Source organism: Erythrobacter sp. K21-9 (assembly GCF_055808355.1).
The window spans coordinates 2,819,395-2,836,176 of the sequence record NZ_CM147866.1 but is presented as its reverse complement, the minus strand read 5'-3'; the positions used below and the strand labels follow the sequence as shown (position 1 = coordinate 2,836,176).

Below are 16,782 nucleotides of genomic sequence, written 5' to 3'. Positions count from 1 at the left end.
GCTCGACCGGTCAGGTCTCAACCTCGACCTCCACCGGTGAGGTTTCCACCAGCACCGGGGGCATTTCCAGCACGACGTCGACAACGTCCGGCGATGTTTCAAGTTCGACCGGCGCGGTGTCATCCAGCACGGGTGCGGTGTCCACGAGCAGCGGCAACGTCTCCACCTCGACCGGTTCGGTCTCATCCAGCACGGGCGGCGTATCGAGCAGCTCGGGCGATGTGTCGAGCTCCAGTTCGTCGTCTTCTTCGAGTTCGTCGTCGAGCAGTTCATCCTCGTCCAGCAGCAGCTCCTCGTCTTCGTCCGGGGGGACCAGCAGCGGCGCGACTTCTACAGGCGGATCGTCGAGCTCATCCAGCAGTTCTTCGTCCTCGGGCGGATCGAGCACCGGCGGTAGTTCGTCGGGCGACATGACCAGCAGCACGAGTTCGTCATCAAGCTCGTCCAGCTCGTCGAGTTCCTCGTCGGGCAGCTCGACCTCCGGATCATCGGGGAGCAGCAGCTCTTCTTCGTCTTCGTCCTCGTCCTCAAGCTCGAGCTCAAGTTCTTCGACCAGCTCGACCTCGGGCGGAACCACCAGCGGAACGGAAGTTCCCGCACCGCCGATGATGGCGCTGTTCGGGCTTGCTGTCGCTGCGATTCTCGGACGGCGTAAGACAAAGCTCCGCAAACCCGCGCAATAATCATCCCGATCTCGGGCCGCCGCCGGCGTGATTACTGCGCCGCGCCGCCGGCCTCTTGCCAGGCCTTCATGCCTCCGGAAAGGTGCGGCACAGGCCGACCAAGATGCTCGGCCAGGCGCTCAGCCGCTATCGCCGAACGCCTGCCGGAGCGGCAGTAGAGGATGATTTCCCTGCCATCGCCTGTGTCCAAGGCCACCGGATCGAATTCGTCGAGCGGTATATGCTCTGCGCCGGGGATCATGCCCTCGGCCACTTCTTCCGCGGTGCGCACATCGATCAGGCGGACCTTGCCGCTGTCCAACCGCGCGCGCACCTGCTGCACTGTGAGGTCGACTACCGGACCTGCCACTTCGTCCCGGCTTGCCGATTCGTTGATCTCATCCTTCACGATTTCGCTCACCGCCCCCTCGGGAGCGCACGCGGCAAGCGCTGCTCCCACGGGAATCGTGAAGAGATGACGGATCACCAAGGCATCAGGCCGCAAGCTTGCGCAGCACGTAATGGAGGATGCCGCCATTGCGGTAATACTCCATCTCGTTGGCGGTATCGATCCGGCACAGCGCCGTGAATTCGAAGGTCGAACCATCCTTGCGGGTGACTTCGATTTTCACGTCCTGAGCGGGCGTGAGGCCGTCCAGCCCCTTGATCGAAAAAGTGTCATCGGACGTCAGGCCGAGCGTCTCGCGCGTATCGCCGTCCTTGAATTGCAGCGGTAGCACGCCCATCCCGACGAGGTTCGAGCGGTGAATACGCTCGAAGCTCTCGACGATAACGGCGCGCACACCGAGCAGGATCGTGCCCTTCGCGGCCCAGTCGCGTGAGGAGCCCGTGCCATATTCCTTGCCGCCGACGACGATCAGCGGCGTGCCGTCTGCCTTGTGCTTCATGGCGGCATCGTAGATCGGCATTCGCTCGCCATTATAGGTGGTCTCCCCGCCTTCGACGCCGGGGACCATCTCGTTGCGGATGCGAATATTTGCGAAAGTGCCGCGCATCATGACTTCGTGATTGCCGCGGCGCGAACCGTAAGAGTTGAAGTCCTTCTTCGGGACCTGGTTGCTCTTCAGGTAGGAACCAGCGGGGCTGTCTTCCTTGATTGCGCCGGCTGGCGAGATGTGGTCGGTCGTGACCGAATCGCCGAGGATCGCGAGCGGCTTCGCACCCTCGATGTCGGTGATCTCTGCCGGCGTCATCTCCATCCCGTCGAAATAGGGCGGGTTGGCGACATAGGTGGACCCGGCGCGCCATTGATAGGTGTCCGAAGGTTCGACCGTGATCGCCTGCCAGTGCTCATCGCCGTCATAGACGTTGGCATAACGGCTCACGAACATCGAGCGGTCGATATTGGCCGCGCGGTGCTCGGCAATCTCGGCATTGGTCGGCCACAGGTCGGCGAGCATCACATCGTTGCCGTCCTGGTCCTGACCCAGCGGCGTGGTGGTGATGTCTTCGGTCACGGTTCCCTTCAGGGCATAGGCGACCACGAGCGGCGGCGATGCGAGGAAGTTGGCGAGCACGTCCTGACTGACGCGCCCTTCAAAATTGCGGTTGCCGGACAGCACGGAGGCGGCGACGATATCGTTGTTGTTGATCGCCGCGCTGATCGGCGGAGCGAGCGGTCCCGAATTACCGATACAGGTCGTGCAGCCATAGCCGACGAGGTCGAAGCCGATTGCATCGAGATCGTCCTGCAGCCCGGATTTGACGAGGTAGTCGGTGACCACCTGCGACCCCGGAGCAAGCGACGTCTTGACCCACGGCTTGGGCTTCAGGCCTTTTTCGACCGCTTTCTTCGCGACCAGTCCCGCAGCAATCAGCACGTCCGGGTTGGAGGTGTTGGTACAGCTGGTGATCGCCGCGATCACGACGTCACCGTCACCGATATCGTGGTCTTTGCCTTCGACCGCAGTGCGGACGGGGGCGTCTTTCTTGTAAGTCGTCTTGAGGTCGCTGTTGAACAGCTCGTCAACCTCGGGAAGGATCACGCGGTCTTGCGGGCGCTTGGGTCCGGCAAGGCTTGGCACGACCGAAGAAACGTCGAGTTCCAGCGTGTTCGAGAACACCGGCTCATTTGCCGGATCGAACCACATTCCCTGCTCCTTGGCATAGGCTTCGACCAGAGCGAGGTTCTCTTCGCTCCGGCCCGTCAGGCGCATATATTCGATCGTCTTGTCGTCGATGCCGAAGAAACCGCAAGTCGCGCCGTATTCGGGCGCCATGTTGGCGATGGTCGCGCGGTCGGCAAGGGTGAGGGTGGCAACGCCGGGTCCGTAAAATTCGACGAAGCGGTCGACAACGCCCACTTCGCGCAGCATCTGCGCGCAGGTGAGCACGAGGTCGGTCGCGGTCACGCCTTCCGCCATGCGGTCGGTCAGCTTGAAGCCGACGACTTCGGGGATCAGCATCGAGATCGGCTGGCCAAGCATCGCGGCTTCGGCCTCGATCCCGCCCACGCCCCAGCCCAGCACGCCAAGACCGTTGATCATGGTGGTGTGGCTGTCGGTGCCGACGCAGGTGTCGGGATAGGCGACCATCTGGCCGTTCTCGTCCTCACTCGACCAGATGCCCTGCGCAATATGCTCGAGGTTTACCTGGTGGCAGATGCCGGTGCCCGGAGGGACGGCAGAGAAGTTCTCGAAGCTCTTCGAGCCCCATTTGAGGAAATCGTAGCGTTCCGCATTGCGCTCATATTCGAGCGCCATGTTGGCTTCCATCGCCTTGGGATGACCAAACTCGTCGACCATGACCGAGTGGTCGATCACGAGGTTCACCGGAACCTGCGGATTGATTTTCGCAGTGTCGCCGCCAAGCTCCTTGATCGCATCGCGCATCGCGGCAAGATCGACCACGCAGGGCACGCCGGTAAAATCCTGCAGCAGCACACGCGCAGGGCGGTACTGGATTTCGTTGCCGGTGACGGGGTTCTTCTGCCAGTCGACGATAGCCTGCGCATGCTCGCGTCCGACGGTGAAGCCGTCATCCTCGAACCGCAGCATGTTTTCGAGCAGGACTTTCATCGAATTCGGCAGCTTCGATACATCGCCCAGCTGCTCGACCGCCTTGGCCAGCGAATAGTAGGCGTAGTCGGTGCCGTTCACCGAGAGAGTCGAGCGGGTCTTGAGCGAGTCCTTGCCGATAGCTGTCATCGGGATATCCCATCCTTGTTGGCTGTCCCGCGCCAGTATCATGCCTGGGCGCGGAGGGGTGCCTGGGCCATCCCGGCCCGGGCTCGAATTTCATGAGGTGCACCTGCTAGACCTTGCCCTTTGCGTCAAGGGTCTGGAGGGCTGTTGCGAGTCGCTTGCGACTGCCGGGTCAGCTTGCCGCTGCGGCAGGCGCGCTTCTGGGCTTTCGCGTGGCGATCCAGCACCCTGTCACGATCAGAGCAGTCCCTGCCAATGTCGGCAATGTAACCGGTTCGCGGAAGAACAGCCAGCCAAACAGGCTCGCCCACAGGAACCCGGTATATTCGATCGGGACAAGCGCCTGAGCCTCCGACCGGGCATAGGCCCACGCTATCGCCATCGCGCCCATGCCGGTCAGCGCGCCGGCTCCGGCAATGGCCCAGAAGGCACCGGTTTGCGGAACCGTGGCGAGAAACGGTGCGAACAGCAGCAGGACCGCGCCGCCTACGCCGCTATGGAAGGTCGCAATCTCGACCGGCCCTGCAAGCTGGCTCTGACGGCGGATCACTACGAAATTATAGGCATAGAGCACTGCGGAGAAGCCCAGCGAGGCAATCCCGAGCCACACATCCGCGGTCATGTCGCCGTCACCGAGCTTGCCCGCAACGATCACCAATGTCCCGGCAAACCCGAGGATGCTGGCAAATATCGCTTTTCGCTGGATTTCCTCCCCCAAGAGCACGCGCGCAAAATACAGTGCGATCAGCGGCGCGATGAAGCTGATCGCGATTGCCTCTGCCAGAGGCAGTTTCGTCAGCGCGAAAAAGAAGCTCAGCGCCATGAACGCAGAGATGATCCCGCGCTCTATGTGCAGTTTCAGCACGTCCGGGCCGGGCCATCCCTTGCGCTGGGCCAGCCAGAACGGCGCAATGATCGCCGCGCCGAACAGCGATCTCAGCACGGTCGCGGTGTAGGTTCCGGTAGCAAGGGCGGCCTCTTTCATCAGCGCGTCCATCAGCGACAAGAAGCCCACGCCCACGGCAGCGGCGGCAAATGGAAGCAATCGGCTTAAAGGGCTGGATGGTGCAGGCATTAGCGGGACCCTTAAGGGCAAGCCGCTGCTGCGTCACGCTGGACTGTGCAAGGCTGCGCACAATTCATCGCAGGGTAAGCAGTGCTGCTTGATAGCAGGAGGTAAGCGGGGATATAGTGCCCAGAACATGCAATAAGGGTCGCTCATGGCGGCAGAATCGGGACGAACGAGACGAATATGCGCAAATGGATCAGCACTTTGGCAGGCGGCATCGCAGCCACGGCCCTGATTTCGAGCGGGGCACTTGCTCAGGACGAGCAAGTCGAAGCCGCTGAGGAAACCACGGAATCTGCGGGTTCAGAAGCGCAGCCGGACGTCCAGCCTGAAACCGGTTTCGAAGAAGCCTTCCCGCGCATGGTCTCTGGCGAAGTGGTGCAAGGCGACCTTGCTCCTCCGGGACCGATTGTGCAGCCATGGTCGGTTGGTGCAGCGCAGGACTTGATCGCTTTCATCGAGGGAATCGCCGCCGAAGGTCTCGATCCGCGCGATTATGACCTGCAGGCGCTGCAGGTTGCAGTGCAGTCCGGCCCGTCGGAGGAGCTCGACGCACTGGCTTCCAAGAATTTCGTATGGCTGGTCGAGGATCTGCGCGATGGCCGCACCCCGATGGAAGCGCGCGAGCAGTGGTTCGTGGTCGATCCCGACCGCGACACTTTCCGCACGGGCGACCTGCTGACCGAGGCGCTGGAAACCGGGGCTGTCGCTGGCACTCTGGCACAGCTCAATCCGACGCACCCCGATTACGCACGGCTCAAGGCCGAACTTGCCGAGACGCCCGAATCCGAGGTCGAAAAACGCAAGCTGATCCGCGCCAATATGGACCGCTGGCGGTGGCTGGCGCGCGATCTCGGGCGAAAATACCTGATTACCAATGTGCCCGAGTTCCAGCTGCGGCTAACGGTCGGGGACACGATCATCAGCACCTACCGGACCGTGGTGGGCAAACCCGGACGGACCGCGACGCCTCAGCTGGCTGAGAAGGTTGAGGGCGTGGTGTTCAACCCGACCTGGACGGTGCCGCAATCGATCGTGAAGGGCGAGGGGCTCGGCAACAAGGTGCTGAGCAACCCCGCCTGGGCCAAGCGCAACGGATACAAGGCAACCAAAGGCGAGAACGGGTGGATCACAGTCGTCCAGCAGCCCGGACCGGGCAATTCGCTGGGCCGGATGAAGCTGGAGATGCCGAACCCGCGCGCAATCTTCTTCCACGACACGCCTTCCCGGCATCTTTTCGCAAACGACAACCGGGCGCTGAGCCACGGCTGCATCCGCACCGAGCGCGCGCTCGAACTGGCGATTACGATGGCGATCCTGGGTAAAGCTGCGAGCAAGGACGAAGCGGTCGAAATCGCTACTTCGGGCGAATACACCAAGGTTTTCATGAAGGACGAGCTACCCGCCTACATCACCTATTTCACGATGGCATCGGACATCAATGGCGAGATGCAGACCTTCGACGATATCTACGAACGCGATGCTCCGGTTCTTGCCAGCCTCGACAAGCCGCGCGTCGATAATCGCAGCAACGAGATCGACGATGAAGTTATCGTGATTGAGGACGATCCGCGGGTGGGGGGTTAATACGACCCCGGCACATACCGCTGCGTGGTGTTCGGTTCATCCGGCTGAAGAATTTCCAGCGAGTCGTCCGACCAACCGAGGCTGTCGGCGTAGAGCAGCCGCCCACCTGACAGGTTGAGCAGCGCGACGCGGAATTGCTCTTCTCCGAGTGCAAAGCAGCCGTTTGAGCGGCCAAGGCGGCCCCAGCGGTCGATGTGCGAGGGCTCGGCATATTTGGCGCGGTGCATCACGATATAGCGGCGCAATGCAGCGTCATTGGTCGCATCCAGCCCGCCCAGTCGCACCGAGGTGCCATAGCGGTACGACATACCATTCCCATGTGACATAGGCGCCTTTGCTTGTCGCGTTCGAGCCTTCGACATTGCTGTAGCGATTGAGCCAGCCATCATGCTCGGGATCAGAGCCGGTGCCATGACTGACGTGAAAGCTCTGAACTTCTTGGCGGTCGAGATTGACGAGATGAAAGCGTTGCTCTGCCGAGTGGACACCGAAGTCGGAAATCCCAACGATGTCCTTCTTCCAGATTACATCGCCAGCCCGGTCGAGTTCGCGCTTCGCCAGTTTGAAGAGCGCGCGGTCACGGGTGGATCCTTTGCGCGGCGCAGCGGCGACGGTCGCAGGTAGCGACAGGGCCGCACCTGCAACAATACCGGTCTTCAGTAGATCGCGTCGTTTCATGACTCCTATACTTATAGCGCAAAGATGGAGTTCCCGTGAACAGGAAAATGTGCGGGTCTTAACCAGGTCCGGCAGTGCTTTCGTGAATAGCCTTGGCTTTCATGCCAAGCTTGATGACGCCGGGCATGTTTGACTCAATTTTCGGGCCGATCTTCGCGAGTTCGGCAAGCCGTGGATCCTGCTTGGCAGTCATTTCTGCAATAGCCGGTCCCGTGGGGTGAAGGCGGCTTCTCGCATTGAACGCATTGGTTTTTTCGTTCTGCGACAAAATCACATTACTCAATAGATTGGCCATGATCGCGTAGGGGTAGGTCGCGGTCAGATCGGTCAGAGGCGCGACCGGGCAAAGCCTGTTTTTCTCTTCATCGGAGTCGAAATTGGCTTCGATAAACGCGGCGAGCGCAGCGCTGTATGGCACAAACGGGACCTGAACGAGCTGCAGGACGATCCGGTCGCCTTGAAAGAATGGACCTGCCGGGGCGCGTGCTTCGAACGGAACGGCGGTCGCGGTGCAATCCACGAACAAAGTGTTGTCTGGCACTGACACGGTCTCGTCACCGAAGTGAATTGCGCCCGGTTCGATCTTGGTAACGCGACCCTGCCTGTAGACCGCCTCGATCTGGCGAAGCAGCGCGACTTCGCCCTCGGATATCACTGCATAGTGAAACATTGATGGCGTGACGGTTTCGTCGATCCTCAGCATTGTGCCGCGCCGCTCCAGCTCTGCGAACAACTCGTCGCCGTGTTCGGCAGACGCTGCAGCCTCGACGAGATCGATCTGGAATTTGAGAAGACCCTCGAGGCCGTGCCGCGCGGGCTGGAGTAGCTTTCGATTGAACATCCAGCTGTCGCGAGGGCGCACCCAACCGATATTTTCCGCTGGAACGCCTGCTTCTAGCAGCCACACAGCGCTGTCCATGGCGGTTTTGCCGCCGCCAAGGACGATGTAGTGTTCGGGCAGGTTGTCCGCATCCTGCCAGAGAGCAGGCAGTCCGCCAGGAACCGCGAAACGTGTGCCATCGGCGATCTCGAATTTCGGCGTGTGGGTAGAGGGCACTGAAGTCTGGAAATAGGTCGCTTCGACCAGTTTGCGCCTGACTTTCACGCTGGTTTGCTCGCCCGAGAGGATGCCCTTGAGGTGATGCGTCCCGTTCTCACCTCCACGATATTCGCTCAGCGGGTGGTAAGCCACGCGTCCGCTCGGCAGCATCCGCTCGTTCATCAGCCTGCCGTAATAGGCGAGAATTTCCGAGTGTTTCGCGAGCGGATACATGCCCTCGTTATGCCCGCGCGTGTCGACCTGATCGGAGCACAATTCCATCGAATTGACACCGTAAGTCGCGCTCGGCTGGTGCAGGGCGACGAAGGAATAGGCGTCGTTCCAGTGGCCGCCCGGCTTGGCGTGCTTGTCAACGATAGTGATGTGGCAATCCGGGTCTTCGTCCAGCAATGTATCTGCAAATGCGAGGCCGACAGCGCCTGCGCCAACAATCAGGTAATCGGTTTCGAATTCGGACATTCACGGTGCTCCTGCGGGCGACCCGCAAGACGTGTCTATCATCAAGAAGCGGCAAGGGGGAGGGACGAATTTGCCTGCGCCATTTCCAGCATCGAACGGGCGTGACGGCCCGCGACTTCGCGCTGATCGTCGCCATATCCGCCGCCAAGTGCCGAGGCGATTGGCACTCCGCGCTGGCGGGCCTGTGTGACAACAAACCGGTCGCGCGCGGCGATCCCCTCGTTACTCAGCGATAGTCGGCCAAGCTTGTCGTTTACATGCGGATCGACCCCGGCCTGGTAGAGCACCAGGTCGGGCGCGAAGTCGGCCATGATGGCGGGGAGGTGTTTGTCCAGCATCTCCATATAGCCGTCGTCATCGAGCGCATCGGGCAGGCCGATATCGAGACTGGAGCGCGCCTTGCGCACCGGGAAGTTCTTTTCGGCATGGAGTGATAGCGTGAAGATGTCCTCGCGCGTCGCTGTAAGGCTGGCGGTCCCGTCGCCCTGATGCACGTCGAGATCGACGATCAGGATGCGGCTTGCATCCCCTTGTGCGATCAGGCGATTGGAGGCGACCGCGAGATCGTTGAACACGCAGTAACCTGCGCCTGTATCGGCGAGGGCATGGTGGCTCCCCGCTGCGCTGTTGGCAGCATAGCCGTGCTGCATTGCAAGCCGGGCCGCGAGCCAGGTGCCGCCATTGGTGTGCCGCACACGGTCCCTGATGCGCGGCGTGACCGGAAACCCGATCCGCCGCTCTTTGTCACGCGGAACCTCTGCACGGAACACCTCGTCGACATACTGCGGATCATGCACCGCCTCGAGCCAAGCGCGCGGCATGGGGTCGGGCGCATGCTCGGTGATCGCGGCTCCGCTCTGTCTCAGCGCCTCCATGACGAGGTAATATTTGTCGAACTTGAAGGTGCCGCGTGTTGGCTGCGGAGCCATATAGTCGGCGTGATGGACGACGTGGAGCAGGGTCAGACAGCCTTGCCGGCGAGTGTTGCCAGTTCTTCGAAAATCTCGTCCTCGGCTCGGCTGGCGGAATTGCGCCAGGTCGTCGCAGTGTCCGCATTCACGAGTTCGCCCTCAGGCGTGACAACCAGCAAATTGGGCGTGCCGGGCAGTTCTTCGAGGCCAAAGCGCTGCGCGATAGCGAGATTATGGCCATCGCCCGATTGCGGCATCCCGATATTGACGAAGACAAGCTCGAAATTAGCGTCGATCAGCTCTGCAAAACGATCGGTACCGAGCCAGCCTGCCAGCGCCCGGCTGTCATGGCACCAGTTGGCGCCCATGACGAGCAGCACGCGCTTGCCGGATTGAGCAGCGCGCTCGAGCGCGGCGTCGACATCGGCAGCCGCATTGTCAGATACGAGATAGGATTTCGCTTCGGGATAGTCATGCGCTGCTGCACCACCGGAGAGGAAATAATCTCCGGCCAGGATCCCTGCCGACAGCACCAGCGCTGCCCCCAAGCTGAATGCCGGTCGTATCACTCAGGATCCGTTTCGTTTTCAATCTCGAGTGAGCCGACGCGCAGGCGGTCGATATGAAGATCGCGAACCCGCATTTTCCCGACCGCTAGCCGTCCGATTGCCAGCGCTCCAATCGCAAGTGCGCCTACCGCCATGGCTCCGATCGCGAGCGCGCCAACCGCAGCCGCTCCGGTGGAAACCCGGCCTGCAGAGGCGCTTGTGACCGCCGGCATGTCGTGCCTGATGAGCGACGCCTCTTCCTCGCTAGCCGGTGTCGTCGCCGTGACAGTGGAGTTCGAGGTGTCCGCCATCCTACTCGGCGGCTTCTGCCTCGGGAGCATGCGGATCGAAGGCGGTGTCTTCGCCTGCCTCGATCCGGGCTGCCTTGTCCTCGACCAGCTTGACGATGTGATTGAGCATATCCTCGTCCTCGATAGCATGCGCTTTCACGCCGGAGAGATACACCATGTGCTTGCCATTGCCGCCGCCGGTGAGGCCGATATCGGTTTCGCGCGCCTCGCCTGGACCGTTGACCACGCAGCCAAGCACCGAGAGGCTCATCGGTGTCTTGATGTGTTCGAGGCGCTTTTCCAGCGTCTCGACCGTGCGGATAACGTCGAAGCCTTGGCGCGAACAGCTCGGGCAGGACACGACGCGGACGCCGCGGGTGCGCAGGCCGAGCGCTTTCAGCATTTCGTAGCCGACCTTAACCTCTTCCTCGGGCTCGGCCGACAGCGAGACGCGGATCGTATCGCCGATCCCGGCCCAGAGCAGCGAACCCATGCCGATGGAGGACTTCACCGTGCCGCCAATCAGCCCGCCAGCCTCGGTAATGCCGAGATGCAGCGGGCAATCGACCGTCTCGGCCAGCCCGTGATAGGCGGCGACCGCGAGGAACACATCGCTGGCTTTCACCGCGACCTTGAATTCATGGAAGTCATGGTCCTGGAGCAGCTTGATATGATCGAGCGCGCTTTCGATAAGCGCTTCGGGGCAGGGTTCGCCGTATTTTTCCAGCAGGTCCTTTTCAAGAGAGCCCGCGTTCACTCCAATCCGGATCGCGCAGCCATTGGCTTTGGCGGCGCGCACGACTTCGGCCACGCGCTGCGAGGATCCGATATTGCCGGGATTGATCCGCAGGCAGGCCGCGCCTGCATCGGCAGCTTCGAGAGCGCGCTTGTGATGAAAGTGGATGTCGGCAACGACCGGGATGCGCGAAGCCTTCGTGATCTTGCCGAATGCTGCGGTCGCTTCCTCGGTGGGGCAAGAGACGCGGATGATGTCGCAGCCAACCTCTTCGCAGCGGCGGATCTGGTCGATCGTCGCCACCGCATCCTCGGTCGGGGTATTGGTCATCGTCTGCACGGTAATCGGCGCATCGCCGCCCACCGGCACATCGCCAACCAAGATTTGGCGGCATTGCCGCCGTTCGATATCGCGCCAGGGCCTTACTGAAGACATGCCGCTGCATATAGGCCCGCTTGCGTGAAGGAGCAATGACAAGCCAATGCCATTGCGGCATGAAGTCTTGATGGAAGCAACAGCGACAGACGCAACCGAGGGTAAGGGCCCGCTGATTTTTGGACGTGTGCTCGACGGGAAAGGCGGTGCGCGCAAGATCGGGCGAGAGGAAGTGGATGACTGGCAACCCAAGGTGCCCGGCGAGGTCCTTTGGCTGCACCTTCGTCGCAACGCCCCGGAAGTGAAGCCGTGGCTGGAAACCGACCTCGGCATTCCCCCGACGACCGCAGAGCTGCTTGTTTCCGATTCGACCCGGTACGCGCGCGTTGCATGAGGGCGGGGCTCTTGTGGCCACATTGCGCGGGATCAACTTCAACCCCAATGCCCAGCCCGAAGACATGATTTCGCTGCAATTGTGGTGCGATGGATCGCGGCTTATCACTCTGCGCAAATTGCCGATGCAGACACCGCGTGATGTCCTCGCATTGCTCGATCAGGGCAAAGGGCCGGTTGACGCCGCGAATGCTATCACCATGGTCATTGAGCAGCTGGTGGTTCGCATGAACCAGACGATTGTCGATATGAACGATCAGATCGACGAGCTGGAAGAGCTCGATGTCGAAGATAATTACGATGAAATCTTGCCCAGGATCACCTCGATCCGGCGCAATTGTCTGGCGCTGAAGCGGCATATGTCGCCTCAGCATGAGGCTCTAGAGACGATTTATCGCGATGCGCCGATCTGGTTCGAGGATCATGACCAGCGTCAAATAATGGAAGCGATCGAGCGGTTGCGGCGGTATCTCGACGATGTCGATATCAGCAAGGAAAGCGCGCTCGTATTGCAGGATGAACTGCGTGCACGGTCGCTCGCTTCGAATGAGCGCGCAACCTACATGCTTACGATCGTCGCCGGGATATTCTTGCCGTTGGGTTTTCTCACCGGCCTTATGGGCATCAATGTCGGCGGAATGCCGGGCATCGACAATGCCGAGGCTTTCTGGATTGTTGCCGGTATCTGCTTTGCGATCATCGGCATCCAGCTGCTTTTGTTCTGGCGCTGGAAATGGTTGTGAGCCGCCTGTTGGGGCGGCTCACATATAACTTACCAACGGATAAGCGGCGGGACGATCAGGCGGCCGATCACTGCTGAAATCGCGACCGGGGCAACGTGCCACAATCCGACATGCGAAAACGTGTCCAGCGGGCAGGTGATGCCGTAGGCGAGCGTGCCGAGCGATCCGGCAGCAAGGCCGGTCAGCCAGCCCGAGCGCTCGATCGAAACCGGAGCGCCCCGGCGCAGCCACAGGACGGCAGCGATAGCGACCAGCGCGCCCGCCGACAGCGAAGCGGTTACACAGTGCAAGGCGACCGGATCGTTGAGGCCCTCATTGGCGTGCGAGCCCTGGCCGGACAGCAGGCTGAGCACAGCGCCAACCGGCAGAATTGCGAGCATGGCGGCGCCCCACATCGGGGCGTTGGCCCTTGCTCCCACCCGCGGCAAAGCGCCGGACACGAGAGCAGCGGCGCTCGCCGCGCCAAGGACCAGCAAAAGGCCGTGCGTGATCAGGAAGTATCCCGATGCCTCGCCAGTCAGCAGGCCGGACCACCATTCGAATATCGCGACAGAGGCGACCGCGGCGACCACGGTTGCGAACGCGATAAGCGCCAGCCCCTCGACCGGTTTAACCCGGCGCACGGGCTTCAGGTCATCGGTCATTGCAGCAATCAGGTCTGCGCGGTTCGTGTACTTTTCCATATCAATCAGCTTTCTCGACCAACGCAGCCATCTTCTTCAGGCCGCGGTGGATATTTACTTTGACCAGGCTTTCACTCTGCCCGGTTTTTTCGGCGGCTTCCCGGATCGAAAGGCCTCCGATTTTCACCATCTCGATCACCTCGGCCTGCTTTTCTGGTATCAATCCGAAAAGCCGGTCGAGGCTGACGCGGGCGAGGACTACTTCTTCTTCGCTGTCTTCTACCGCATCATCGTCCATCAGTTCCTGACTGTCGTGCTTATAGACTTTGCGCAGGTGATCGACCCAGCGATACCGCGCGATGGCCGCAAGCCACGGCAGGAACGGACGCGCGGGATCCCACGTGGCGCGCTTCGTATAGAACGCGATGAGCACATCTTGGATCAGATCGTCGACCTGATGGGGAGGCACACGCCGGCGAAAATACCGCTCCAGCCAGACACCGACCTCGGACAGCAACACATTGCCGGCAGCTTTGTCGCCGTCCTGTGTCGCTGCCATGAGGCGGGCGAAGGTGGGTTCATCGGCAACCATTTACCCGGCTTTCGAACCCGTGACCCTGGCGATCAGGGCGTCGAGCGAGAACAGCCCGGCGCCGCGGCTCAGCAGAAACCCGCCAAGGGCAAGCACGGTAATGGCCCATCCGAAGAAATGCGCCGCATCGGGGAACACGAACAGCTGGATCACCAGTGCCATGATCATCAGCGCAAGAGCGGAAAACCGCGTTCCAAGGCCCAGCACCAGCAGGATCGGAAACAGGAATTCGGCATAGGTTGCCATCGGCACCGCAAGATCGGTGGGGATGGGCAGGCCTGCAAATTCGTTCTCGAAAATGAAGTACTGCGTTTCATCGATTTGCAGCCAGGTGCCGTCGACAACCTTGGTCTGGTAGGACCGCCAGAAAATCCCGGCGAGCGCGATGCGCGTCAGAAGCTGCGCGATGCTTTCCATAAGTGTGCCCGACAACACATCGGTCAGGCGGTTATACATTGAAACAAATCCACTCATCTTGGCCTCCTAAAGCCTGAAACTTGGCTGCGCTGCATCAGCGCGAGCGCGTTATCGCTTGATCGGCTTTAGCGAGCCGTTGCCCTTGGGCGTCTTGATCGTCACGCAGGTGCCCTTGTCGACATAGGTCCACGCATCGCCCTGATAATCGCGGGTCGAAGTGCCAGCGCAGCTTGTACCCGGACCGGCGGCGCAATCGTTCTTGCCGGCCTTGGAGACGCCGTAGCACTTCTCCTTGGGGCCGGCGGCAGTCACCGGAGTGGTTGCAAGACCGGCTGCGATCCCTGCGGTAAGGGCGAGGCCTGCAATGTTAGCGATCGACTTGGCATTCATGACATTTCTCCAAACTCTTCAAAAAATCAGGCGCCCGGCGATGGGCCGGACATGTCACGTCATTCGCGCCAGCAGCGGCAACGGTTACAATTCGTGTGAAAAAGTTTGCCGGCGATCCCCTTCGCAATGCGCAGTGTAACCCCGCGCGTCCTTCCAGCGAACACCCCCATGTCCGCTGACTGAAAGGTATCGCACCTCCATCAGCGAAACAACGTGCCAATGACGGCGCGCGGGTAAGGGAAGGTTTCGGACTGACCTGGCTTCGCGGACCGTCAGGCAGTCCGGTCTCGCGGTGCGTGGTTGGCACCGAATTCCTGACCCCCTTGATCGGTGCTTGCGCGCTATGCGGGGCCGGGCTGCCACCCTCGACTTTTGGAAACTTCTGCTATGAAGGGCGCCTATGTCGCAGCATCCTGACCCAATCGAGCCTTTCGGCGGCTTTGGCCTCGGCCTTCGCCGCGCGCATTACGACAGCTTCCTCGACGGCGATGTGCCGGTCGATTTCGTCGAGGTGATAAGCGAGAACTACATGGTCGAAGGCGGACGTCAGCTGCGCGTGCTCGATCAGGTGCGTGAAAAGTTCCCCGTAATTCTGCACGGCGTCTCCATGTCGATCGGATCGGCGGGCGGGCTGGACAGCGCGCATCTGGAGCAGCTGACGCGGCTTGAGCAGCGGATCGACCCGCTATGGGTGTCGGATCACCTATGCTGGACCCGGACGAGCGCGCACAACAGCCATGACCTGCTTCCCATGCCGCTTACCGAAGAAGCATTGCAGGCGGTGTGCGCCAATATTGACCGAGCGCAGAACCATTTGGGCCGCGCAATGCTGTTCGAGAATCCGTCGAGCTATCTCACCTTCCCCGAAGACGAGCTGACCGAATGGGAGATCCTGTCCGAGATGGCGCAGCGAACCGGATGCTATCTGCTGCTCGACGTGAACAACATCTATGTCAGCGCGCGCAATCACGGTTTTTCCGCGGAGGAATATCTGTCCGGATTGCCGCTGGACCGGGTGCGCCAGATCCACCTCGCCGGCCACGATCCCGCCACGCCCGAACGCGATGTCATCATCGATACGCATGACCGCGAAGTCGCCGATGGCGTCTGGGACCTTTACGCCAAGGCGCTTGCCATGCTTCCGCAGCCGGTCGCCACGATGATCGAGCGCGATGAGCACATCCCGCCGCTTGCCGACCTGCTCACCGAACTTGACCGCGCGCGCGGCATTGCGGGCGCAGTTTCGGTCCCTGCATGAGCGACGGGTCCGACCTGAAGTCGCGGCAGGAGGCTTTCCTGCGCGCCATCCTCGATGAAAAAGCTCCGTTGCCCGATGGCTGGACCAACCGGCAGACCGCAGGCATGGCGGTCTATCGCGGCAATTATCGCTCTGCCCTTGTCGGCGCGCTTGAAAGCACCTTCGAGAGGACCGAGCGCTATGTCGGCAGCCGCGCCTTCAAACAGGCGAGCGCACACCACGCGATTGCCAATCCGCCCTCAGGCTGGACGATCGACGAGGCCGGAGCCGGCTTCGACGCCACCTGCGCGCAATTGTTCGCCAAGAATCCGGAAGTGGCCGATCTTGCATGGCTCGAATGGTCCATGCTCCAGGTAGCAACCGCTCCGGACAGCGCTCCACTCGATGCGGCTGCATTTGCTGATCTGACGAGCACGTTCGGCGACGAGGACTGGATGACGCTGCGCCTCGAATTCCAGCCAAGAGCAACTGGCCGTATGGTCGATACCAACCTGACCGGGCTTTGGAACGCTCTGGACAAGGGTTCGGATGCCGACCGTCCGGAGCCGAGACTTGCCGAAACCCGGGGCTGCCTCGTCTGGCGCGAAGGGGAGCGCCCGACCTTCCAGCTGGTCGATCCGGCCAATGTGAGCGCGCTCCGCGCCATGCAGGACGGCGCGACTTACGGCGAGGCGATAGTCCTGCTGGCGGGCGATGATCCAGCGCCAGAGGCGGTTAACGATGCTGCGATGCGGGCAGGAGCGATCCTAGGTGAGTGGCTGCGCGAAGGGCTGCTCACCGGCGTGAAGACTTGACAGCAGGCGGGTGGGCGTCAGGTTCGCCGGAAT

General features: G+C 61.4%; 20 protein-coding genes. 5 read left to right on the top strand and 15 right to left on the bottom strand.

Annotated elements, in window-relative coordinates:
* Positions 1–10 precede the first annotated feature (10 nt).
* The 4 genes from AC0L39_RS14570 to AC0L39_RS14555 all read right to left on the bottom strand — a co-directional run bounded on the left by AC0L39_RS14570 (position 11) and on the right by AC0L39_RS14555 (position 4,901).
* On the bottom strand, positions 11–577 hold the full coding sequence (locus tag AC0L39_RS14570; protein ID WP_473258951.1) for a hypothetical protein: 567 nt from the start codon (positions 575–577) through the stop codon (positions 11–13).
* 137 nt (positions 578–714) lie between these two features.
* Positions 715–1,122 (bottom strand): rhodanese-like domain-containing protein, encoded by a 408-nt coding sequence (locus AC0L39_RS14565; protein WP_473258949.1) that lies wholly within the window; start codon positions 1,120–1,122, stop codon positions 715–717.
* Between the two features lie 34 nt (positions 1,123–1,156).
* A complete protein-coding gene (gene acnA, locus AC0L39_RS14560; RefSeq protein ID WP_473258947.1) occupies positions 1,157–3,829 on the bottom strand; it encodes an aconitate hydratase AcnA in 2,673 nt (890 codons plus the stop codon).
* A 169-nt stretch (positions 3,830–3,998) separates the two neighbouring features.
* The gene (locus AC0L39_RS14555; RefSeq protein WP_473258945.1) at positions 3,999–4,901 is read right to left on the bottom strand and encodes a DMT family transporter; all 903 of its coding nucleotides are present in this window, start codon (positions 4,899–4,901) and stop codon (positions 3,999–4,001) included.
* A gap of 177 nt (positions 4,902–5,078) precedes the next feature.
* Between AC0L39_RS14555 and AC0L39_RS14550 the strand changes: the two genes are divergently transcribed.
* Positions 5,079–6,482, top strand: a complete 1,404-nt coding sequence (locus AC0L39_RS14550) for a L,D-transpeptidase family protein (RefSeq protein ID WP_473258943.1) — start codon at positions 5,079–5,081, stop codon at positions 6,480–6,482.
* On the opposite strand, the gene AC0L39_RS14545 is transcribed toward AC0L39_RS14550, so the two are convergent.
* From AC0L39_RS14545 to ispG, 7 genes are read right to left on the bottom strand one after another with little or no spacing between them, the layout of a single operon-like run.
* Positions 6,479–6,790, bottom strand: coding sequence for a murein L,D-transpeptidase catalytic domain-containing protein (locus AC0L39_RS14545; RefSeq protein WP_473258942.1), 312 nt, complete (start codon positions 6,788–6,790; stop codon positions 6,479–6,481). The genes AC0L39_RS14550 and AC0L39_RS14545 overlap by 4 nt on opposite strands.
* Positions 6,735–7,160, bottom strand: a complete 426-nt coding sequence (locus AC0L39_RS14540; protein WP_473258940.1) for a twin-arginine translocation signal domain-containing protein — start codon at positions 7,158–7,160, stop codon at positions 6,735–6,737. The genes AC0L39_RS14545 and AC0L39_RS14540 overlap by 56 nt, the downstream gene beginning before the upstream one ends.
* A 58-nt stretch (positions 7,161–7,218) precedes the next feature.
* Complete coding sequence (locus AC0L39_RS14535; RefSeq protein ID WP_473258939.1) at positions 7,219–8,679, bottom strand: NAD(P)-binding protein; 1,461 nt, start codon at positions 8,677–8,679, stop codon at positions 7,219–7,221.
* A gap of 41 nt (positions 8,680–8,720) precedes the next feature.
* Positions 8,721–9,608 (bottom strand): histone deacetylase family protein, encoded by an 888-nt coding sequence (locus AC0L39_RS14530; protein ID WP_473258937.1) that lies wholly within the window; start codon positions 9,606–9,608, stop codon positions 8,721–8,723.
* A 32-nt stretch (positions 9,609–9,640) separates the two neighbouring features.
* Positions 9,641–10,159, bottom strand: coding sequence for a thioredoxin family protein (locus AC0L39_RS14525; protein ID WP_473258935.1), 519 nt, complete (start codon positions 10,157–10,159; stop codon positions 9,641–9,643).
* Positions 10,156–10,449, bottom strand: a complete 294-nt coding sequence (locus tag AC0L39_RS14520) for a hypothetical protein (RefSeq protein WP_473258933.1) — start codon at positions 10,447–10,449, stop codon at positions 10,156–10,158. The genes AC0L39_RS14525 and AC0L39_RS14520 overlap by 4 nt, the downstream gene beginning before the upstream one ends.
* 1 nt (position 10,450) lies before the next feature.
* Positions 10,451–11,599 (bottom strand): flavodoxin-dependent (E)-4-hydroxy-3-methylbut-2-enyl-diphosphate synthase, encoded by a 1,149-nt coding sequence (gene ispG / locus AC0L39_RS14515; protein WP_473258931.1) that lies wholly within the window; start codon positions 11,597–11,599, stop codon positions 10,451–10,453.
* Between the two features lie 70 nt (positions 11,600–11,669).
* On the opposite strand from ispG, the gene AC0L39_RS14510 reads away from it, so the two are divergent.
* Entirely contained in the window at positions 11,670–11,933 is a 264-nt protein-coding gene (locus AC0L39_RS14510; protein ID WP_473258929.1) for a hypothetical protein, read from the top strand.
* Between the two features lie 13 nt (positions 11,934–11,946).
* The gene (locus tag AC0L39_RS14505) at positions 11,947–12,675 is read left to right on the top strand and encodes a CorA family divalent cation transporter (RefSeq protein ID WP_473258927.1); all 729 of its coding nucleotides are present in this window, start codon (positions 11,947–11,949) and stop codon (positions 12,673–12,675) included.
* A 29-nt stretch (positions 12,676–12,704) separates the two neighbouring features.
* Here the strand turns inward: AC0L39_RS14505 and AC0L39_RS14500 are convergent, their stop codons facing one another.
* Genes AC0L39_RS14500 through AC0L39_RS14485 form a run of 4 tightly spaced genes read right to left on the bottom strand, consistent with a single transcriptional unit; the run spans position 12,705 to position 14,697 of the window.
* Positions 12,705–13,358, bottom strand: coding sequence for an NrsF family protein (locus AC0L39_RS14500; protein WP_473258925.1), 654 nt, complete (start codon positions 13,356–13,358; stop codon positions 12,705–12,707).
* A 1-nt stretch (position 13,359) separates the two neighbouring features.
* Positions 13,360–13,890 (bottom strand): sigma-70 family RNA polymerase sigma factor, encoded by a 531-nt coding sequence (locus tag AC0L39_RS14495; protein ID WP_473258924.1) that lies wholly within the window; start codon positions 13,888–13,890, stop codon positions 13,360–13,362.
* Positions 13,891–14,364 carry a DoxX family protein gene (locus AC0L39_RS14490; RefSeq protein WP_473258922.1) on the bottom strand — a complete coding sequence of 158 codons (474 nt, stop codon included), beginning with the start codon at positions 14,362–14,364 and terminating at the stop codon, positions 13,891–13,893.
* A 51-nt stretch (positions 14,365–14,415) separates the two neighbouring features.
* Positions 14,416–14,697 (bottom strand): BufA1 family periplasmic bufferin-type metallophore, encoded by a 282-nt coding sequence (locus AC0L39_RS14485; protein ID WP_473258920.1) that lies wholly within the window; start codon positions 14,695–14,697, stop codon positions 14,416–14,418.
* A 400-nt stretch (positions 14,698–15,097) separates the two neighbouring features.
* Between AC0L39_RS14485 and bufB the strand changes: the two genes are divergently transcribed.
* Together bufB and AC0L39_RS14475 are read left to right on the top strand one after the other, a co-directional pair.
* Positions 15,098–15,955, top strand: coding sequence for an MNIO family bufferin maturase (gene bufB / locus AC0L39_RS14480; RefSeq protein ID WP_473258918.1), 858 nt, complete (start codon positions 15,098–15,100; stop codon positions 15,953–15,955).
* The gene (locus tag AC0L39_RS14475) at positions 15,952–16,749 is read left to right on the top strand and encodes an HvfC/BufC family peptide modification chaperone (RefSeq protein ID WP_473258916.1); all 798 of its coding nucleotides are present in this window, start codon (positions 15,952–15,954) and stop codon (positions 16,747–16,749) included. Before bufB ends, AC0L39_RS14475 begins: the two co-directional genes overlap by 4 nt.
* Positions 16,750–16,782: the final 33 nt, after the last annotated feature.

Coding starts and splice junctions, on each gene's coding strand:
- acnA (WP_473258947.1), bottom strand. CDS start 3,829: ATGACAGCTATCGGCAAGGACTCGCTCAAGACCCGCTCGACTCTCTCG.
- AC0L39_RS14555 (WP_473258945.1), bottom strand. CDS start 4,901: ATGCCTGCACCATCCAGCCCTTTAAGCCGATTGCTTCCATTTGCCGCC.
- AC0L39_RS14550 (WP_473258943.1), top strand. CDS start 5,079: ATGCGCAAATGGATCAGCACTTTGGCAGGCGGCATCGCAGCCACGGCC.
- AC0L39_RS14545 (WP_473258942.1), bottom strand. CDS start 6,790: ATGTCGTACCGCTATGGCACCTCGGTGCGACTGGGCGGGCTGGATGCG.
- AC0L39_RS14540 (WP_473258940.1), bottom strand. CDS start 7,160: ATGAAACGACGCGATCTACTGAAGACCGGTATTGTTGCAGGTGCGGCC.
- AC0L39_RS14535 (WP_473258939.1), bottom strand. CDS start 8,679: ATGTCCGAATTCGAAACCGATTACCTGATTGTTGGCGCAGGCGCTGTC.
- AC0L39_RS14530 (WP_473258937.1), bottom strand. CDS start 9,608: ATGGCTCCGCAGCCAACACGCGGCACCTTCAAGTTCGACAAATATTAC.
- AC0L39_RS14520 (WP_473258933.1), bottom strand. CDS start 10,449: ATGGCGGACACCTCGAACTCCACTGTCACGGCGACGACACCGGCTAGC.
- ispG (WP_473258931.1), bottom strand. CDS start 11,599: ATGTCTTCAGTAAGGCCCTGGCGCGATATCGAACGGCGGCAATGCCGC.
- AC0L39_RS14510 (WP_473258929.1), top strand. CDS start 11,670: ATGGAAGCAACAGCGACAGACGCAACCGAGGGTAAGGGCCCGCTGATT.
- AC0L39_RS14500 (WP_473258925.1), bottom strand. CDS start 13,358: ATGGAAAAGTACACGAACCGCGCAGACCTGATTGCTGCAATGACCGAT.
- AC0L39_RS14495 (WP_473258924.1), bottom strand. CDS start 13,890: ATGGTTGCCGATGAACCCACCTTCGCCCGCCTCATGGCAGCGACACAG.
- AC0L39_RS14490 (WP_473258922.1), bottom strand. CDS start 14,364: ATGAGTGGATTTGTTTCAATGTATAACCGCCTGACCGATGTGTTGTCG.
- AC0L39_RS14485 (WP_473258920.1), bottom strand. CDS start 14,697: ATGAATGCCAAGTCGATCGCTAACATTGCAGGCCTCGCCCTTACCGCA.
- bufB (WP_473258918.1), top strand. CDS start 15,098: ATGTCGCAGCATCCTGACCCAATCGAGCCTTTCGGCGGCTTTGGCCTC.
- AC0L39_RS14475 (WP_473258916.1), top strand. CDS start 15,952: ATGAGCGACGGGTCCGACCTGAAGTCGCGGCAGGAGGCTTTCCTGCGC.